This is a genomic window from Arcobacter sp. AHV-9/2010 (assembly GCF_004116575.1).
GTDB lineage: Bacteria > Campylobacterota > Campylobacteria > Campylobacterales > Arcobacteraceae > Aliarcobacter > Aliarcobacter skirrowii.
Window position 1 is genome coordinate 20,571 of sequence record NZ_PDKH01000004.1, and the last position, 15,768, is coordinate 36,338.

Sequence of the window (15,768 nt, forward strand, 5' to 3'; positions counted from 1 at the left end):
ATATATTATAATTAAAACTTTGATTATATACTAAGATAGCTTTTAATATGGAAGTTAATAAAAAGGATAGATAGTGAAGATAGTATTAGCAAGTGCAAATAGAGGAAAAATAGAGGAGTTTAAAAAACTTCTTCCAAATAACAAAGTTGTTGCATATAGTGAAGTTTTAGGAGAGTTTGATATTCCTGAAACTGGAACTACTTTTAAAGAGAATGCAATTTTAAAAGCTAGTGCTGTAAATGAGAAATTAAAAGAAAAAGGTGAAAAAGATTTTATAGTTATCTCAGATGATTCTGGAATATCACTTCCTATTTTAAATAACGCTCCTGGAGTTTATAGTGCAAGATTTGCTGGTTTAAATGCAAGTGATAAAGAGAATAATGAAAAATTAATCTCAAAATTAAATGAGCTAAATTTAGAAAAAACAGCAGCTTTTTATACAGCTTGTATAGCAATAATTTATAAAGATTTCACATATACAGTTCATGGATTTATGCACGGATTTGCAACAAATAAAGAGGTGGGATTAAACGGTTTTGGATATGATTCACTATTTATTCCAAAAAACTTTTCAAAAACTTTAGGAGAGTTGGATTTTGAAGTTAAACAAAAATTCTCTCATAGAAGTAAAGCTTTAGATTTAGCAAAAAAAGTGTTAGATGTGATTTTATAAGTAGATAGTTTTTGTAACTCTTACTTTAAATTTAGAAGATGATACTACTAGAAAATATTTTTTAGTAGTATCATCATATTTTTTAATAGTTAGTAAAAAATCATTATCATCTATTTGTAAACTTGAAAAGTTATCAAGTTCGCTTTGACTCATAGATAGAAGATAGTTTTCCAAAAAGATAAGATGAGATTTCGCTTGAATAAAATGTAGTTTTTCATTTACAACTCTACTTTTTAAAGCATTTGTCTCTAAAATATTTTTTGCAACAAAACTAAATATTACAACAATAATTAAAGTTGAAAACAGAATATATGATTTTTTCATAACTCTTTTATATACCAAACAATATTTTCACTATCATAAGTTCTTAGATTTATAATAAAAAACCCGCTCTCTTTTTTTATAGAAAAACTATCTAAATTTAAAAATAGTAGCTCATTTTTAAAGTATAAATTGCTATTTTTAAACTCTAATTCAAATAAAGATTCTCTATTTTTTTCCAAAAAAGCTCTTAAACTATTTAAAGATAACTCTTTTATAGCTAACTTTTGATTGTTTTTATTAAAAGTAACAACACTTTTATAAACATAAGATGTAAGAATCAATAAAATAGAGCTTAAAACTAAAGCAATTAAAAATTCAAATAAAGCAAAACTATTTTTCATAAAAAACAACCTTTAAATCACTATTTTTATACTCATAAAGAGTTAAGTTTAGCTCTTCAAAGCTGTTATTTTTTAATACTTTAAGAGTTTTGTTTGATTTTTTAAATTTAGAGAAATCTTTTTTTTCTAAGCTATTTTCAATCTCCAAAAGAGTGGAAAAATAGCCTTTATTTGAGATGTTGCTTGTAGTTTTAAAAAGAGCTAAAGAAATAGCTGTCAAAAGCACAATAGAGATTAAAACCTCTATTAGTGCAAAACTACTTTTCAGATATCTTTTGTGATTTATTAAACGAACCTTCAATTGCTTGTATAAAAGCATTTCTAACTCCTGCTTCTTCAAGTTTTGCATATCCAGCAGCTGTTGTTCCAGCTGGACTCATAACGCTATCTTTTATAATTGCAGCGTGAGAGTGTTTTAGAAGTGATGATGTACTAGAGAAAAGTCCTTGAACTAAATGTTGAGCCATATGTCTATCAAGACCAACTTTAACAGCACCATCAGAAATTGCCTCAGCAACCAAAGCTAAAAATGCAGGTCCACTTGCACTAATAGCACTTGCTATATCAAGATGAGTTTCACTATTTACCCAAATAGCCTCTCCAATAGAGTTGAAAATATCAATAGCCATCTCTTTTATCTCAACATCTCCTGTTAATGTTGTCATTGAGTTTTGAACACTAGCTGCAATATTTGGCATAGATCTTACATAATGTTTTGAACTTATCTGTTTTTTTAAATACTCAAGTTTAGTTCCAGCTAAAATAGATATAAAAGAGTTTGCCGTTCCATTTAGTCGAATTGAAACACTCTCTAAAGCATAAGGTTTTACACAAAATATAATATTTTTTCCACTAATATCTTCTATATCGCTTAACTCTTTGATTTCAAGTTGTGGGATTTTTTGTTTTATCTGTTGTAATTTATTAATCTCTCTTCCAATCATCTCTACTTCATACTTTTTTACAAGTCCAATAGCAAGTGATTGAGCCATAATTCCATTTCCAATTAAAGTTAGTTTCATAATCACACCTCAAAAATTTTGGCTACATTATAACCAAAAAAATGTTCTATATATAGTTTAAACCATTTTTAGCTAATATATTTGCTTTAAAATTAAGGAATTATAGATGCTAAAAGAATTAAAGATAAAAAATATCTTATATGTTTTTTCACTAATATTTATCTTAAATGCTTGTTCATCAAAGAGTGAAAAAGAGTATAACAAGCCAGATACTTATTGGTACAATCAACTATTAAAAGATATCTCAATGGGCGATTTAGAAGCTGCTGATGATACTTTTATATCACTTGAAAGTGAGCATAGAAATTCACTTTTAATTAAACCATCAATTTTGATTTTGGTAAATGCTCATATGCAAGAGGAGCAATATATCCTTGCAAACTTCTATTTAGATGAGTATTTAAAAAGATTTACTTTAAGTAGTGATGTTGATTATATTAGATATTTAAAGATAAAATCAAACTTTATGGGATTTAAGATGCCAAATAGAGATCAACAGCTAATAGATGATACTTTAGTTTTAGTTGAAGAGTTTAAATTAAGATATAAAAACTCACAATATTTGCCTTTGGTAAATAGTATAAACTCAAGACTTCTTATGGCAAGAGCTTTAATGGACAAAGAGATTTCAGAGCTTTATACAAGAAGAGATAAGAGTGAAGCATCTTTGTTTTATTTAGAAAAATCAAAACAATCTTGGCACCATATAGATGATATAGAAAAGCCAAAAACACCATTTATTAGAAGTTTATTTGAATAAAAATATAGAATATAGAAATTTTAAGGAGATATGAAATATGTTATCAAATTATGATAATTTTCCACAAACAGTACCTTTGGTTATAGAAGATGAGATTTTTTTATACCCATTTATGATAACACCACTTTTTTTAAGTACAGAAGATAATATAAAGGCAGTTGAACACGCTATTGAGTTTAATAAACCAATTATGATAGTTGTTTCAAAACCTTCAAAAGAGTTAACAAGAGAAGAGAATAGTTTTTATAACATTGGAGTTGTTGGTAATGTTATGAGAAAAGTCTCACTACCTGAGGGTAAAATAAAAGTTTTATTTCAAGGAATATCAAAAGCAAAAGTTGTTAATTTTTCACTTGATTCAAAAATTTTTGCAACTATTGATTTAGTTCAAGATAGTTTTAAAAATGATATAGAGCTAAAATCATTGGTAAATATTCTGCTTGATAGTGTAAAAAAATTAGCAAAACTAAACAACAAATTCCCAACAGATTTAATAAAAGCAATAGAGGAGAATGAAGATGCTTCAAGAGTTGCTGATTTAATCTCATCTGTTTTAAAACTAAAAAAAGAGGAAGCCTATAAAATCTACTCAAATGAGAGTTTAGAACAAAGAGTTATAGATATTATTGAGTATGTAAAAAACGAAATAGAGTCATATAAAATTCAAAAAGAGATAACTCAAAAAGTAAACTCAAAAATAGAGAAAACTCATAAAGATTACTTCTTAAAAGAGCAGATAAAAGCTATTCAAAAAGAGCTTGGAACTGACAATCAAAAAGAGGAAGAGATAAAATCTTTCAAAAAGAAACTAAAAGCAAAAAAAGAGTTTATGAGTAAAGAGGCTTATAAAGAGACAAAAAAACAGATAGATAAACTAAGCCGCCTAAATCCAGACTCTCCAGATGCTTCACTTCTTCAAACATATGTAGAGATGGTTTTAGATATACCTTTTGGAGAGTATTCAAATAGTAAAATCTCAGTTGCAAGTGTTGAAAAACAGTTAAACAAAGATCACTACTCGCTAGAAAAACCAAAACAAAGAATTGCAGAGTATTTTGCAGTAAAACAGCTATTGGAGCTTAGAAATATAAAAGATTTAGAGTCAAAAGGGACAGTTTTATGTTTTGTAGGACCTCCAGGTGTTGGTAAAACTTCACTAGCAAACTCTATTTCAAAAGCTTTACAAAGACCACTTGTAAGAGTTGCTCTTGGTGGAATGGAAGATGTAAATGAGCTAAGAGGTCATAGAAGAACATATGTAGGAGCAATGCCAGGGCGTCTTGTAAAAGGGTTAATTGATGCAAAAAAGATGAATCCAGTTATTGTTTTAGATGAGATTGATAAATTAGGAGCAAATCACAGAGGTGATCCAGCTGCTGTGATGCTTGAAATTTTAGACCCTGAACAAAATCATGAATTTAGAGATTTGTATCTAAATTTTCCTATTGATTTATCGCAAGTAATATTTGTATCAACAGCAAATGATATAAGAAAAATACCAGCACCACTTAGAGATAGAATGGAGTTTATAGAGTTAAACTCATACACTCCAAATGAAAAATACCATATTGCAAAAGATTATTTAATCCCTCAAGAGCTTGAAAAACATGGTCTTAAAAAAGAGGAAGTATCTTTAAGTAAGGCTACTATTGATTTGATTATCTCAAAATATACAAGAGAAGCAGGGGTGCGAAATCTGCGAAGAGTATTTTCAAAACTATTTAGAAAAGTTGTAAAACAGATTTTAAATGACCAATCAATTCAAAAAGTAACAATAGGTACAAAAGATTTAAAAGAGTATTTAGATAATCCAATTTTTGAGATTGAATCAGCCGATAAAGTAGATGTTGTAGGAGTTGCAAATGGACTTGCATGGACAGCAGTTGGTGGAGATATTTTAAAAATAGAGACAATTAAACTAAAAGGAAAGGGTGATTTAAAAGTTACTGGAAATCTAGGTGATGTTATGAAGGAGTCTTCATTTATCTCTTATGCAGTTGTAAAACATCTAATAGACAACAACATTTTAAAAATAGATGAAAATCAAATTCCAAAAACAGCAAAAGAGAAAGAGGAGAATACAAAACTAGATCCAAGTGAGATATACAAAAGATATGATATTCATCTTCATATACCAGAAGGTGCAACACCAAAAGATGGACCAAGTGCGGGTATAACAATGGCATTAGCCATAGCTTCAGCATTAAGTAACAAAAAAATCAAAGCAGATGTTGCAATGACAGGAGAGCTTACACTTTTAGGAAAAGTTTTACCAATTGGTGGCTTAAAAGAGAAACTAATAGCTGCTTACAAAGCAAAAATCAAAAAAGTTCTAATTCCTAAAAAGAACTATGAAAGAGATTTAGATGATATTCCAGATGAGGTAAAACAGGCTTTAGAGATAAAAGTTGTAAATAGTATTGAAGATGTTTTAAAAGAGGCTTTAGTTTAAATGCACTTTATAGAGCAAAAAAAATTTACAGCCACAAATGTTTTAATAGCAATAACTATAATAGCCTATATTTTTCAAACAACTATTCAAAGTGGCTCTATTTTGATGGGCTTAAATATCTATTTTCTAATAGGCGAATTTTACTGGCAACCACTATCAAGCATCTTTGCTCATGGTGGAATTGCTCATTTAGCTATGAATATGTTTGTTTTATGGCAGTTTGGAAATATGATAGAGAGATTCATTGGAAGCAAAAATTTTTTAGCACTATATTTTATCACAGGTATTTTAACCTCTCTTTTATCATTTTTATATATCTTTTATTTAGATATTGGAGTAAATTTAGTAGGTGCAAGTGGTGCTATATGTGCTATTTTAGGCTTTTACGCATATTTTGTAAAAGATGAAAGAAAAGCTATTGTTACTTGGATTTTACTAATCTCAGTTGCTCCACTACTTATTGGACTTCCAATAGCTTGGTATGCTCACTTTATAGGTCTTGCTATTGGATTTATTTATGCAATTATCTATAAAGTGGTAGTTTTAAAATAACATAGTGCTTAAATTAATTAAGCACTTTTAGTTTTTCAATTAATTCATTAGAGATTTCAATCAACTCATTAGAACTCTCTTGAGTAGTTTTTGCCTCTTTATCTGTATTGCGTGTACTTGAAGAAACTCTTACCATATTTTGTGATATTTGATTTAGAGTTTGACTTGTTTGTGAAGCATTTGATGCAAGCTCATTTGATATAACTTGTTGCTCTCTTACAGAGTTTGAGATAGTTGAAGATATTTTGCTGATATTCTCTATCTTATCATCAATTTTATGAATAGAATCCAAAGAGTTTTTAACTAAGTTTTGAATTAATCCTATAGCTTCATCTATATTTTTAGCAGCCTCATTTGATCTAGTTGCTAAATTTCGCACCTCCTGTGCAACAACTGCAAAACCTTTTCCAGCCTCTCCAGCAGTAGCAGCTTCAACAGCAGCATTTAGGCTTAAAATATTTGTTTGAAATGCAATTTGAGAAATCACCTCAATAGTATCTCCAATTTTTATAGACTCCTCATTTAGTTTTAGCATAGCATTTGAGCTCTCTTTTGATTGCTCTTTTGCCTCAAGAACTATTTTTTCACTCTCAGATGTTGTATTTGAGATATCTGTAATTGAACTTAGCATATTCTCTATTTTTTTTGACAAATCTAAAACAGCAGCATCAAGCTCTTCAATAGATACACTAACTTCTTGAGAGCCTTTCATACTTACATCTGCTTCTTTTACCATTGTTGTTGAAGCATTTTTTAAATCTTGCAAAGATTGTGTCAAATCTTCAATTTTTTTACCAACTTCAAACATAGCAAATTTTTTCAAACTTATATCTGTAGCATATTTTATAACCTTAAAAGGTTTTCCATCTAAATCAAAAATAGGGTTGTATGTAGCTTGTATCCAAATCTCTTTTCCATTTTTTCCAATTCTAAGATACTCAGCACTATCAAATTCACCACTATTTAGTTTTTTCCAAAACTCTTTATACTCATTTGAATTTTTATAAGACTCTTCACAAAAAATTGAGTGATGCTTCCCAACAATCTCATCTTTTGAGTACCCAATAGTATCCAAGAAGTTTCTATTTGCATTTAAAATATTACCTTGCATATCAAACTCAATAACTGCTTGAGACTTATTTATAGCATCAACTTGACCTCTAAAGTATAAATCATTTAATCTATTTTTTGTAATATCCTGTGCAAGTAAAACAACCTCTACAACACTTTTTTGACTATTTTTAATAGGCATATAAGTAGCTTTAAAAAATACAAATTTACCATCTCTTTTTACTCTTTTAACATCAGCACTTATAGATAATCCTCTATTAACAGCATCCCAAGCCTCTTTATATTGAGGAGTTTTTACAAAGCTATCTTCACAAAAGATTTTGTGATTTTCCCCTTTTATCTCTTCCAAAGAGTAGCCCATAATATTTAAGAAATTTTTATTTGCCTTTAAAATAGTTCCATTTGGTTTAAAATGCACAACAGCAAAAGCCTCATCTATTGCATCCAACTGAAATCTGTCAAATTTGTTTGATAAAAACATAAGCTACATCCTTGTATTAAGTTAATCAAAGATTTTAGCACTACAAAATTAAAATAAATTGAATATTACTTATCTAATCTGCCACTTAAAAATATCAAGTATAACAATAAGATCTAAATCTTCATCTATTAAGTAAGGAATTGTATAACCTTTGAAAATTAAATCTCTTACAAAAATATCATTAAAATGTATAGATTGTCTTGCTTTAAAAGGCATATTAGGAATATTTTTTATTTTCTTATCTAGTTGATTTTTAAAGTTTTTAGCTCTTGATACAGAATCTTTTGAAATATATTTTAAAATTGATAAAAGATTATCATCAAAAGATATATTTTTTATAATTTTCATTGAATAGATTTAAGCCAACTGTCTATCTTATCTGTACCATCTTCATAAGCTACAGTTTTAAGCTCACCTTTTTTATATTTTGAAACAGCATCACTAACTCTTTTATCAGCATCTTCTTTTGATATTGAACTATAACCATCATCAACTAAATCATAAAGCAACTCTTCAAAAGCAGACTCTATATCTATCTTTTTATTTGCCAATTTTATGTATAAACTATCTGGAATATTCAATTTTATAGTGTGCATATAAACTCCTAAAAAGTTTTAATTAAAAAACTATAGTATTAATTTTGTTCTAAAATATAGATTAAAATCTAATAAATATACAAATACAAAACCAAAGGGATATAAAACAGCGAAACAATAGTTGAAACAAAAACAGCCATAGACATCTTCTCAGGTTTCACATTTAAAATAGTTGCCACAGTTACAGTATTTCCAGCCAAAGGAACAATACTAAATAAAAACATAATCATATAAAAATCACTATCTAAAAAGTGAATAAAGTTTTTATCCAAATATATAAAAATCAAAGTTGCAACTGGCCAAAGAACAAACTTAATAAGCAAGGTAAATGATATAAATTTTATATCAAAAGCTTTAGTTGATTTGAAATTCTCCATTCCCATTCCAATTAGCATCATTCCCAAAATCGCATATGCTCCTTTTAAAAACTCACTATAAGAAAGTAGCATCTCAGGGATTTTTAGACCATTTAAGTTTAAAACAATTCCCAAAATAAAAGCATATACAACAGGAAGTTTTAAAACCTTTTTTAAGCTCTCTCTTGCACTAAAATTTCCCTTAGCAGTAATATAATACCCAACAGAATTTTGATATAAAATAGAGGCCAAAATAGAGAAGATAAAAATATCAACCAATCTTGGCTCTAAAAACAAAATAGCCAAAGGTATTCCTATATTTCCAGTATTTCCAGTGCTTGTGCTAAATGCTAATAAATTTGCCGTATTATCACTATATATTTTTTTAAAAATAAAGAGCAAAAAAAATGCCAAAACGGTACTAAAAACAAAAAAAGATAGTGGCAAAAAAAGAACTTGCATATCAAGTTTCACACTAATAGTTGCATTTAAAACTATCAAAGGAGCCAAAATATATAATAAAATCTTTGCAACACTCTCTTTGTCGCACTTAAGTTTATAAGTTGTTAAAAAACCCAGAAAAACACTAAAATACAAAGGTATGATTTTTCCAAGCAAAGTTAGAAATATTGACACGAAAAAGCCTTAAATTTTTTTTGGAATTCTACTATTATGAAGCTTTATTTAACAAAATATTATTGACAAAACACACATTGTGTGTTATTATTCCAAAAAAAGGAGATAAAATGACTACAACTTCAAACAAAATACGAACAAATGTATATCTTGATTCAACAACAAAACAAAAAGCTCAAGAAATTTTTAAGCAGTATGGTTTAGGTTTAAGTGAAGCTTTTAATATATTTTTGACTCAAAGTGTTTTACAAAGAGGAATACCTTTTGAAATAAAAATTCCAAATGAGGAAACTTTAGAAGCGATAAAAGATGCAAGAGCAAATAAAAATATGAAAAAAGTTAGTTTAGATGATTTAAAAAAAGAGTTATAGATGCTTGAATTAGAAGTTCACAAAACATTTACAAAAGATTTGAAAAAAGCCCAGTTAAACTCAACAAACTCATCAAAACTATTTTTATATATTTCACTACTTTTAAATAAAAAAGATTTACCAAAAGAGGCAAGAAATCACTCTTTATTAGGAGAATGGGAAGATACAAAAGAGTTTCATATAAGTGGAGATTTGCTTGTAATCTATATTATAAATGATACTAGCTTACAGCTTTTAAGAATAGGAACTCACTCACAACTTTTTAAAAAGTTTTAAAAAAAGAGCCTTAAAGCTCTTTTTTTTAGTGTCTAGTAGTGATATTTTTAGAGTTAATTGTAGAAATCAGTTTTTTAAGATTTTCAACCTTTGCCTCTTCCTCTTTGATATTATCTTCACTATGAAGTGTAAATATATCCATCTTCTTATCTAAATAGTTAGTTGTAAATCTTCCAGCTTTGAAATCCTCATCTCTAACTATCTCTCTATGAAGTGGAATATTTGTAGGGAAACCTTCAATATAGAACTCATCTAAAGCTCTTTTTGCTTTTTTTACACAACCTTCCCAATCAAGTGCCCAAACAATAAGCTTTCCAACCATAGAGTCATAGTTTGCAGGAATTTTATATCCAGTGTAAAGTGCAGAGTCAAGTCTAACTCCTGGACCATTTGGAGTAAGATACTTCTCAACAGTTCCAACAGATGGCATAAATCCTTTTAGTGGATTTTCAGCATTTATTCTAAACTCAATACTATAACCTCTAAAGTTAATCTCCTCTTGTAAGAAAATCATCTTATCGCCCTCAGCAATTTGAATCATTCTTTGAATAATATCAACTCCTGTAATAGTCTCAGTAATAGGATGCTCAACTTGAACTCTAGTATTCATCTCAATAAAGTAGATATTATCATCAGGATCAAGCAAGAACTCAACAGTTCCAACACTCTCATATCCAAGTTTGAACATAGCTTTTGTAGCAATTCTATAAAGCTCTCTTCTAGCACTACTGCTTAAAAGTGGCGATGGAGCAATCTCAATAACCTTTTGGTGTCTTCTTTGAATACTACAATCTCTCTCACCTAGGTGAAGTACATTTCCATACTTATCAGCAATAATTTGAATCTCAATATGTCTTGGATTTTCAACATATTTTTCAATAAATGTCTCACCTCTTCCAAAATATTTTTTAGCCTCATTTGTAGCAGCTTCATAAAGCTCTTTAAACTCTTCCTCTTTTTTTACAATTCTCATTCCTCTTCCACCACCACCAAAAGCAGCTTTGATAATTACAGGAAATCCAATCTGTTTAGCTATTTTAGAAGCTTCTGCTATATCGCTTATTGGCTCATCAGTACCTTCAAGTACAGGAACTCCAACTTTTTTCATAGCAACTTTAGAAGCCATCTTATCTCCAAAAAGCTCAATATGCTCAGGCTTAGGACCAATAAAGATAATTCCATTCTCTTCACAAGCTCTTGCAAAATCTGCATTTTCACTTAAAAATCCATATCCAGGGTGAATCGCATCACACTGCGCTTTTTTTGCAATAGATATGATTTTGTCATAGTTCAAATACGCTTGAACTACATCTCCTAGTATTGGATAGCACTCATCAGCTTTTCTTACCCAAACACCCTCAACATCAACCTCTGAGAAAATTGCAACGCTTTTTATCTCAAGCTCTTTACAAGCTCTAATAATTCGAAGAGCTATCTCCCCTCTATTTGCTATTAAAACCTTATTTATCTTTTTCATCTTTTGCCTTTTTTGAAAAATTTTCCAACATATTAGACTATTTTACTCAAAATTTCTTCTTTTTTATTGATAGAAAAATTGTTTGATATTGCTAAAAACTCTCTATAAATTGAAAAATTATTAAAAAAGCTAAAAATAGTGTAACTATACGGTAACTTTAAGAAAACTTTAAATTTAACTCATATAAAATGGTCGCCACGGTAAACAATAAGTTAATAACTTCTTGTAAATCGACTTTAATTTCGAGATTTTAGGAGAAAAACAATGAAAAAATTCACAAAACTAAGTTTAGTTGCAGCTGTTGCAGTTGCAGGTCTTACAAGTGCAAACGCGAAACCACTTGAAGAAGCTATTAAAGATGTAGATGTATCAGGAACAGTTACATATAGATATGATAACTTTGGAGATGATAAAACTGGTAAAGAAACAAGCAATGCAAATAAATATAAAATTAACTTAAATTTATCATCAAAAGTAAATGACTATGTTAAATTTAATACAAGATTTAATGTAGCTGAGCCAGGATTAAAAGGTAGTAACGACTTTGCTTCTATGGATAAAGTAAAAGGTGATAAAGATACAAAAAACGATTTAAAACCAGAAGTTGGTTTAGCACACGCTTACTTTGGTGTTAATGTAATTCCAAATACTACTGTAAATGTTGGTAAACAAGGTCTTGCTACTCCATGGACTGTTGCAACTGACAATGACGGTGGTGAGCAAACTGGAACAGGAATTTTCTCTGTAACTGCTGTTGATAACTTTGTTTTAGGACTTGCATATTTTAATCAAACAAATATAGATACAGCTAAAACTGATAATGGAGCTTTAGAACTTTCTGGTTCAGAAGATATCTATGCTGCAACTCTACAAGCTAACTATGGTATTGTAAATGCAGAAGCTTGGTATTTAAATGCAAACGATCAATTCGATACTTATGCACTTGCTGTTCATGGAAAAGCTGATTTAGCTGAAAATGCAAAAATTGGATACGAAGTAAGATATGTATCTTTAGAATTAGATAATTCAGATGATACTAACACTCTTTTAAGAGTTGCTGTTGATGGTAAAGTTGGAATTGTTAATGCTAGAGTTGCTTACTCTATGACAGATGAAGAGGGTGGATTAACAGCTCTTGATACAGATGCACAAAATGCTTCTTTAGGGTGGAGATTAAACACTTTAGGAAAAGCAGATGCTAAATTCCTACAAGCAACTTTAGGTGCTGATATTTTAGATAACTTAAATCTATCTTTTAACTATAATAAATTAGAGTATGATGTTGCTAAATCTGCTTTAGGAAAAGATAAATTAACAACAGAAACTACTGGAACTGCAAAACAAGATGAGTATTTTGCACAATTAACATATAAAATGTCTAAAAACCTAGATGGATATATTAGATATGGTCAACAAGATTTTGATGGAGCTGAACAAAACTCTGGAAGACTACAAGTTAACTATAAATTCTAAGAATTTAAGAAATAAGGCTTAGCCTTATCTCTTTTGCAAAGCTTGAGCTTTTTGCTCAAGCTTTTTTTTTGCCTTTTTCGGGGAAGTGGAACTTTTCTCAACACTTGCTTTGCAATGTTTCGCTCTAAGCTGTCCCACCTTTATTTTATATCACATCAAATTTAATTTATGCTATAATATACATTTAAAATAGAAAAAAAGAGAAAATAAATGACACTAAGAGAACAAAGAGCATTAAATAGAAGAGATAAAATAACTATTACAAAAATTCCTTTACACTCTTTAAATCATCACAGTTTTCATTTTGAATTAGATTGTAAAAAATCTTGGGATTTGCTGTACTCTATGTCAATAAAAAAATGGGAAAATGAAAATAAAATGGTTGCACCTTTGTTTGTTGATAAAAATATTATTAGAAAAATATCATTAAGAGATAGATAATGTATTTAACAGATGACTATAAAGATATAATAGAAATTTTTAATGAATTTAAAGTTAAGTATCTAATATCTGGTGCTTTTGCTATGTCAAAATTAGGATATTCAAGAGCTACATATGATATAGATTTATGGGTTGAAAAAAGTAAAGAAAATGCTATAAAAATATATAATGCTTTAGATGAATTTGGTGTACCTTTTAAATTAAAACCTGATGATTTTTTAGAATCAAATAGTGTTATACAAATTGGAAATGCTCCAAATAGAATAGATATTTTAACCGATATAGACGGTCTTAATTTTGAAGATGCTTGGAATAATAAAAATAAAGTAGATTTTGATGGATTAGAAACTTATTGTTTGTGTTTAAATGATTTGATTATAAATAAATCTTCTACAAATAGAGAAAAAGATAAATTAGATTTAGTTCAGCTAAAACAACTTTCTAAGTTGATTCAAATTAAAAAATAAGCTTGAAACAAAAAGTTTCAAACCTACCAAGAAATAGCAGCTCCACTAGCACCCATAATCTCTTTTGCATCTTCACTCATCATATGAGGTTCCCAAACAGGTTCAAACACTAAGTTTACTTTTGCTTCATCAACTTCATCAACAGCCATAGCCACATATCGCACCTGCTCAAGCAAACTATCAGCAACAGGGCAAGCTGGACTTGTAAGAGTCATATCTATCTCACAAAACAGATAGTTTTCTCGCTCTTCTAGTTCAATACTATAAATTAACCCAAGATTGTAAATATCCACAGGAATCTCAGGGTCATAAACTTTTTTTAAATTCTCTATAATCTTCTCTTTTATCTTCTCTTTATCAAAAATTCCACTCATTTTTTTATCCTTTATATAGGCTTTTATGCTTTTAGAGCATACTCTTTTATTTTTTTAATCATTCCAATAACTCCACTTTGTCTATTTGGAGTTATAACTTCACTAAGACCTAGCTCTCTTACAATATCCATATCAATCTTTTTTAACTCTTCAATTGTAGAGTTTGAAAAAATCTCTAAAATAATATAAACCAAACCTTTTACAATTATCGCATCACTAGTACCTTTGAAAAATAGTTTGTCCTCTTTTTTTTCACAAATCAACCAAACTTGAGAAGTACAACCATGTACTAAGTTTTCAGGAGTTTTGTTTTTTTCATCAAAAGTAGGTAGCTTTTTTCCTAAATCAATAATATATTCATATTTAGCCAACTCTTCATCAAAAAAATCTAAATCCTCTTTTATATTTTCAACTCTTTGTTTTATACTCATAATTTTTTAATCCTTTAGCATACTTAATGCTCTTTTTAAAGCACTAATTAGTTTATCAATATCTTCAAAATCATTATAAAAAGCCAAACTAGCTCTAATAGTTCCTTTAATTTTTAGTTTTTTCATAATAGGTTGTGCACAGTGATGACCAACTCGAACAGATATTTTTAGTTTATCAAGTAAAATCGATATATCATCGTGCATAATACCTTTGAAATTAAAACTTCTACTTCCACTACAATCTTTTAAATCGTTGTAAAAAACTATATCAGGAAGCTTTTTTAACTCACTATTTAGATACTCTAAAAGCTCTTTTTTTCTATTTTGTATTGTCTCATATCCAATATTTTCAATATATTTTAAAGCCTCTTTAAAAGCAATCACACCAGCTATATTTTGAGTTCCAGCTTCAAATTTATAAGGTGAGTTTAAAAAAGTGCTTCCCTCTTTAAAATCAACCGTGTTTATAGCTGCACCTCCTGTAATATAAGGCTCAACTTCATCAAAAAACTTCTCTTTTATATAAATAGCTCCAACTCCTGTTGGACCAAATGTTTTGTGAGCTGAGATTGCAAAGAAGTCACAATTTAGCTCTTGAACATCTATTTTAAAGCTACTTAAACTTTGAGCTCCATCTATTAAAACAGGGCAATTGTAAGAGTGAGCTAGTGAGATAATCTTTTTAATATCATGAACTTTTCCAAAAGCATTTGTAACATGAGCAACACTTACAAAAGAGTTTGGATTTGCCTTTAAAAGCTCTTCAAAATGTTCAAAATCAAAATCCAAATTCTCATTACAATTTACAACTTCAAGACCATTTGCTAAAGTTCTTCCTTGTAAATGCCAAGGTACAATATTTGCATGATGTTCAAGGCTAGATATAATAATATTTTTAAACTTTTTTCCAAAAGAAGAGGCTATGAAATTTATACTTTGTGTAACTCCACTTGTAAAAATTATCTCCTCTTTTTTCTTTGCATTTATAAATTTTTGTAGATACTCTCTTGTATTTTCAAACTCACTTGTGGCTCTGTTTGCATCACCAAAACTGCTTCTGTGAGTGTTTGAGCAATATTTTGTGTAGTATTCAACAGTTGAGTCAATTACACTTTGTGGTTTTTGAGTTGTTGATCCATTGTCCAAATATACGCTATTTGAGTTTGCAAAATATGGAAAATCTTTTTTATACAT

21 protein-coding genes are annotated in these 15,768 nt (G+C 28.9%); 9 read left to right on the top strand and 12 right to left on the bottom strand.

Annotated features, from left to right (window positions below; translation table 11 throughout):
* Window positions 1-73 precede the first annotated feature (73 nt).
* Window positions 74-673, top strand: coding sequence for a non-canonical purine NTP pyrophosphatase (locus tag CRU94_RS07390; RefSeq protein ID WP_129106143.1), 600 nt, complete (start codon window positions 74-76; stop codon window positions 671-673).
* On the opposite strand, the gene CRU94_RS07395 is transcribed toward CRU94_RS07390, so the two are convergent.
* The 4 genes from CRU94_RS07395 to CRU94_RS07410 all read right to left on the bottom strand — a co-directional run bounded on the left by CRU94_RS07395 (window position 668) and on the right by CRU94_RS07410 (window position 2,360).
* A complete protein-coding gene (locus tag CRU94_RS07395) occupies window positions 668-997 on the bottom strand; it encodes a hypothetical protein (RefSeq protein WP_129106144.1) in 330 nt (109 codons plus the stop codon). The genes CRU94_RS07390 and CRU94_RS07395 overlap by 6 nt on opposite strands.
* Window positions 994-1,338: a hypothetical protein gene (locus CRU94_RS07400; RefSeq protein WP_129106145.1), complete on the bottom strand. Its 345-nt coding sequence runs from the start codon at window positions 1,336-1,338 to the stop codon at window positions 994-996. Before CRU94_RS07400 ends, CRU94_RS07395 begins: the two co-directional genes overlap by 4 nt.
* Window positions 1,328-1,486, bottom strand: coding sequence for a hypothetical protein (locus CRU94_RS09615; protein WP_164966579.1), 159 nt, complete (start codon window positions 1,484-1,486; stop codon window positions 1,328-1,330). The genes CRU94_RS07400 and CRU94_RS09615 overlap by 11 nt, the downstream gene beginning before the upstream one ends.
* 109 nt (window positions 1,487-1,595) lie before the next feature.
* Complete coding sequence (locus CRU94_RS07410; protein WP_129106147.1) at window positions 1,596-2,360, bottom strand: pyrroline-5-carboxylate reductase; 765 nt, start codon at window positions 2,358-2,360, stop codon at window positions 1,596-1,598.
* Between the two features lie 106 nt (window positions 2,361-2,466).
* Here CRU94_RS07410 and CRU94_RS07415 point away from each other — a divergent pair, with 106 nt between their 5' ends.
* Genes CRU94_RS07415 through CRU94_RS07425 form a run of 3 tightly spaced genes read left to right on the top strand, consistent with a single transcriptional unit; the run spans window position 2,467 to window position 6,124 of the window.
* Entirely contained in the window at window positions 2,467-3,120 is a 654-nt protein-coding gene (locus tag CRU94_RS07415) for an outer membrane protein assembly factor BamD (RefSeq protein WP_129106148.1), read from the top strand.
* Between the two features lie 37 nt (window positions 3,121-3,157).
* Window positions 3,158-5,572: an endopeptidase La gene (gene lon, locus CRU94_RS07420; protein WP_129106149.1), complete on the top strand. Its 2,415-nt coding sequence runs from the start codon at window positions 3,158-3,160 to the stop codon at window positions 5,570-5,572.
* Entirely contained in the window at window positions 5,573-6,124 is a 552-nt protein-coding gene (locus tag CRU94_RS07425; RefSeq protein WP_129106150.1) for a rhomboid family intramembrane serine protease, read from the top strand.
* Window positions 6,125-6,137: 13 nt separating this feature from the next.
* Here the strand turns inward: CRU94_RS07425 and CRU94_RS07430 are convergent, their stop codons facing one another.
* The 4 genes from CRU94_RS07430 to CRU94_RS07445 all read right to left on the bottom strand — a co-directional run bounded on the left by CRU94_RS07430 (window position 6,138) and on the right by CRU94_RS07445 (window position 9,264).
* The gene (locus tag CRU94_RS07430) at window positions 6,138-7,676 is read right to left on the bottom strand and encodes a methyl-accepting chemotaxis protein (RefSeq protein ID WP_129106151.1); all 1,539 of its coding nucleotides are present in this window, start codon (window positions 7,674-7,676) and stop codon (window positions 6,138-6,140) included.
* A 69-nt stretch (window positions 7,677-7,745) separates the two neighbouring features.
* A complete protein-coding gene (locus CRU94_RS07435; RefSeq protein ID WP_129106152.1) occupies window positions 7,746-8,024 on the bottom strand; it encodes a type II toxin-antitoxin system RelE/ParE family toxin in 279 nt (92 codons plus the stop codon).
* Window positions 8,021-8,272 (bottom strand): hypothetical protein, encoded by a 252-nt coding sequence (locus CRU94_RS07440; RefSeq protein WP_129106153.1) that lies wholly within the window; start codon window positions 8,270-8,272, stop codon window positions 8,021-8,023. Before CRU94_RS07440 ends, CRU94_RS07435 begins: the two co-directional genes overlap by 4 nt.
* Before the next feature lie 68 nt (window positions 8,273-8,340).
* Window positions 8,341-9,264, bottom strand: coding sequence for an AEC family transporter (locus CRU94_RS07445; protein WP_129106154.1), 924 nt, complete (start codon window positions 9,262-9,264; stop codon window positions 8,341-8,343).
* Window positions 9,265-9,374: 110 nt separating this feature from the next.
* Between CRU94_RS07445 and CRU94_RS07450 the strand changes: the two genes are divergently transcribed.
* Together CRU94_RS07450 and CRU94_RS07455 are read left to right on the top strand one after the other, a co-directional pair.
* On the top strand, window positions 9,375-9,635 hold the full coding sequence (locus CRU94_RS07450) for a type II toxin-antitoxin system RelB/DinJ family antitoxin (RefSeq protein ID WP_129106155.1): 261 nt from the start codon (window positions 9,375-9,377) through the stop codon (window positions 9,633-9,635).
* A complete protein-coding gene (locus CRU94_RS07455) occupies window positions 9,636-9,911 on the top strand; it encodes a type II toxin-antitoxin system RelE/ParE family toxin (RefSeq protein ID WP_129106156.1) in 276 nt (91 codons plus the stop codon). It abuts the gene before it with no gap.
* 25 nt (window positions 9,912-9,936) lie between these two features.
* On the opposite strand, the gene CRU94_RS07460 is transcribed toward CRU94_RS07455, so the two are convergent.
* Window positions 9,937-11,388, bottom strand: coding sequence for an acetyl-CoA carboxylase biotin carboxylase subunit (locus CRU94_RS07460; RefSeq protein WP_129106157.1), 1,452 nt, complete (start codon window positions 11,386-11,388; stop codon window positions 9,937-9,939).
* Window positions 11,389-11,652: 264 nt separating this feature from the next.
* On the opposite strand from CRU94_RS07460, the gene CRU94_RS07465 reads away from it, so the two are divergent.
* The 3 genes from CRU94_RS07465 to CRU94_RS07475 all read left to right on the top strand — a co-directional run bounded on the left by CRU94_RS07465 (window position 11,653) and on the right by CRU94_RS07475 (window position 13,769).
* On the top strand, window positions 11,653-12,861 hold the full coding sequence (locus CRU94_RS07465) for a porin (RefSeq protein ID WP_129106158.1): 1,209 nt from the start codon (window positions 11,653-11,655) through the stop codon (window positions 12,859-12,861).
* A 210-nt stretch (window positions 12,862-13,071) separates the two neighbouring features.
* The gene (locus CRU94_RS07470) at window positions 13,072-13,302 is read left to right on the top strand and encodes a hypothetical protein (protein ID WP_066161309.1); all 231 of its coding nucleotides are present in this window, start codon (window positions 13,072-13,074) and stop codon (window positions 13,300-13,302) included.
* Complete coding sequence (locus CRU94_RS07475) at window positions 13,302-13,769, top strand: DUF6036 family nucleotidyltransferase (RefSeq protein ID WP_129106159.1); 468 nt, start codon at window positions 13,302-13,304, stop codon at window positions 13,767-13,769. The genes CRU94_RS07470 and CRU94_RS07475 overlap by 1 nt, the downstream gene beginning before the upstream one ends.
* A gap of 23 nt (window positions 13,770-13,792) precedes the next feature.
* On the opposite strand, the gene CRU94_RS07480 is transcribed toward CRU94_RS07475, so the two are convergent.
* The 3 genes from CRU94_RS07480 to CRU94_RS07490 are packed head-to-tail and all read right to left on the bottom strand — an operon-like array spanning window position 13,793 to window position 15,768.
* Entirely contained in the window at window positions 13,793-14,143 is a 351-nt protein-coding gene (locus CRU94_RS07480) for a metal-sulfur cluster assembly factor (RefSeq protein WP_066161310.1), read from the bottom strand.
* 23 nt (window positions 14,144-14,166) lie between these two features.
* Complete coding sequence (locus CRU94_RS07485; RefSeq protein ID WP_258237426.1) at window positions 14,167-14,574, bottom strand: SufE family protein; 408 nt, start codon at window positions 14,572-14,574, stop codon at window positions 14,167-14,169.
* Between the two features lie 6 nt (window positions 14,575-14,580).
* Complete coding sequence (locus tag CRU94_RS07490; protein ID WP_129106162.1) at window positions 14,581-15,768, bottom strand: aminotransferase class V-fold PLP-dependent enzyme; 1,188 nt, start codon at window positions 15,766-15,768, stop codon at window positions 14,581-14,583.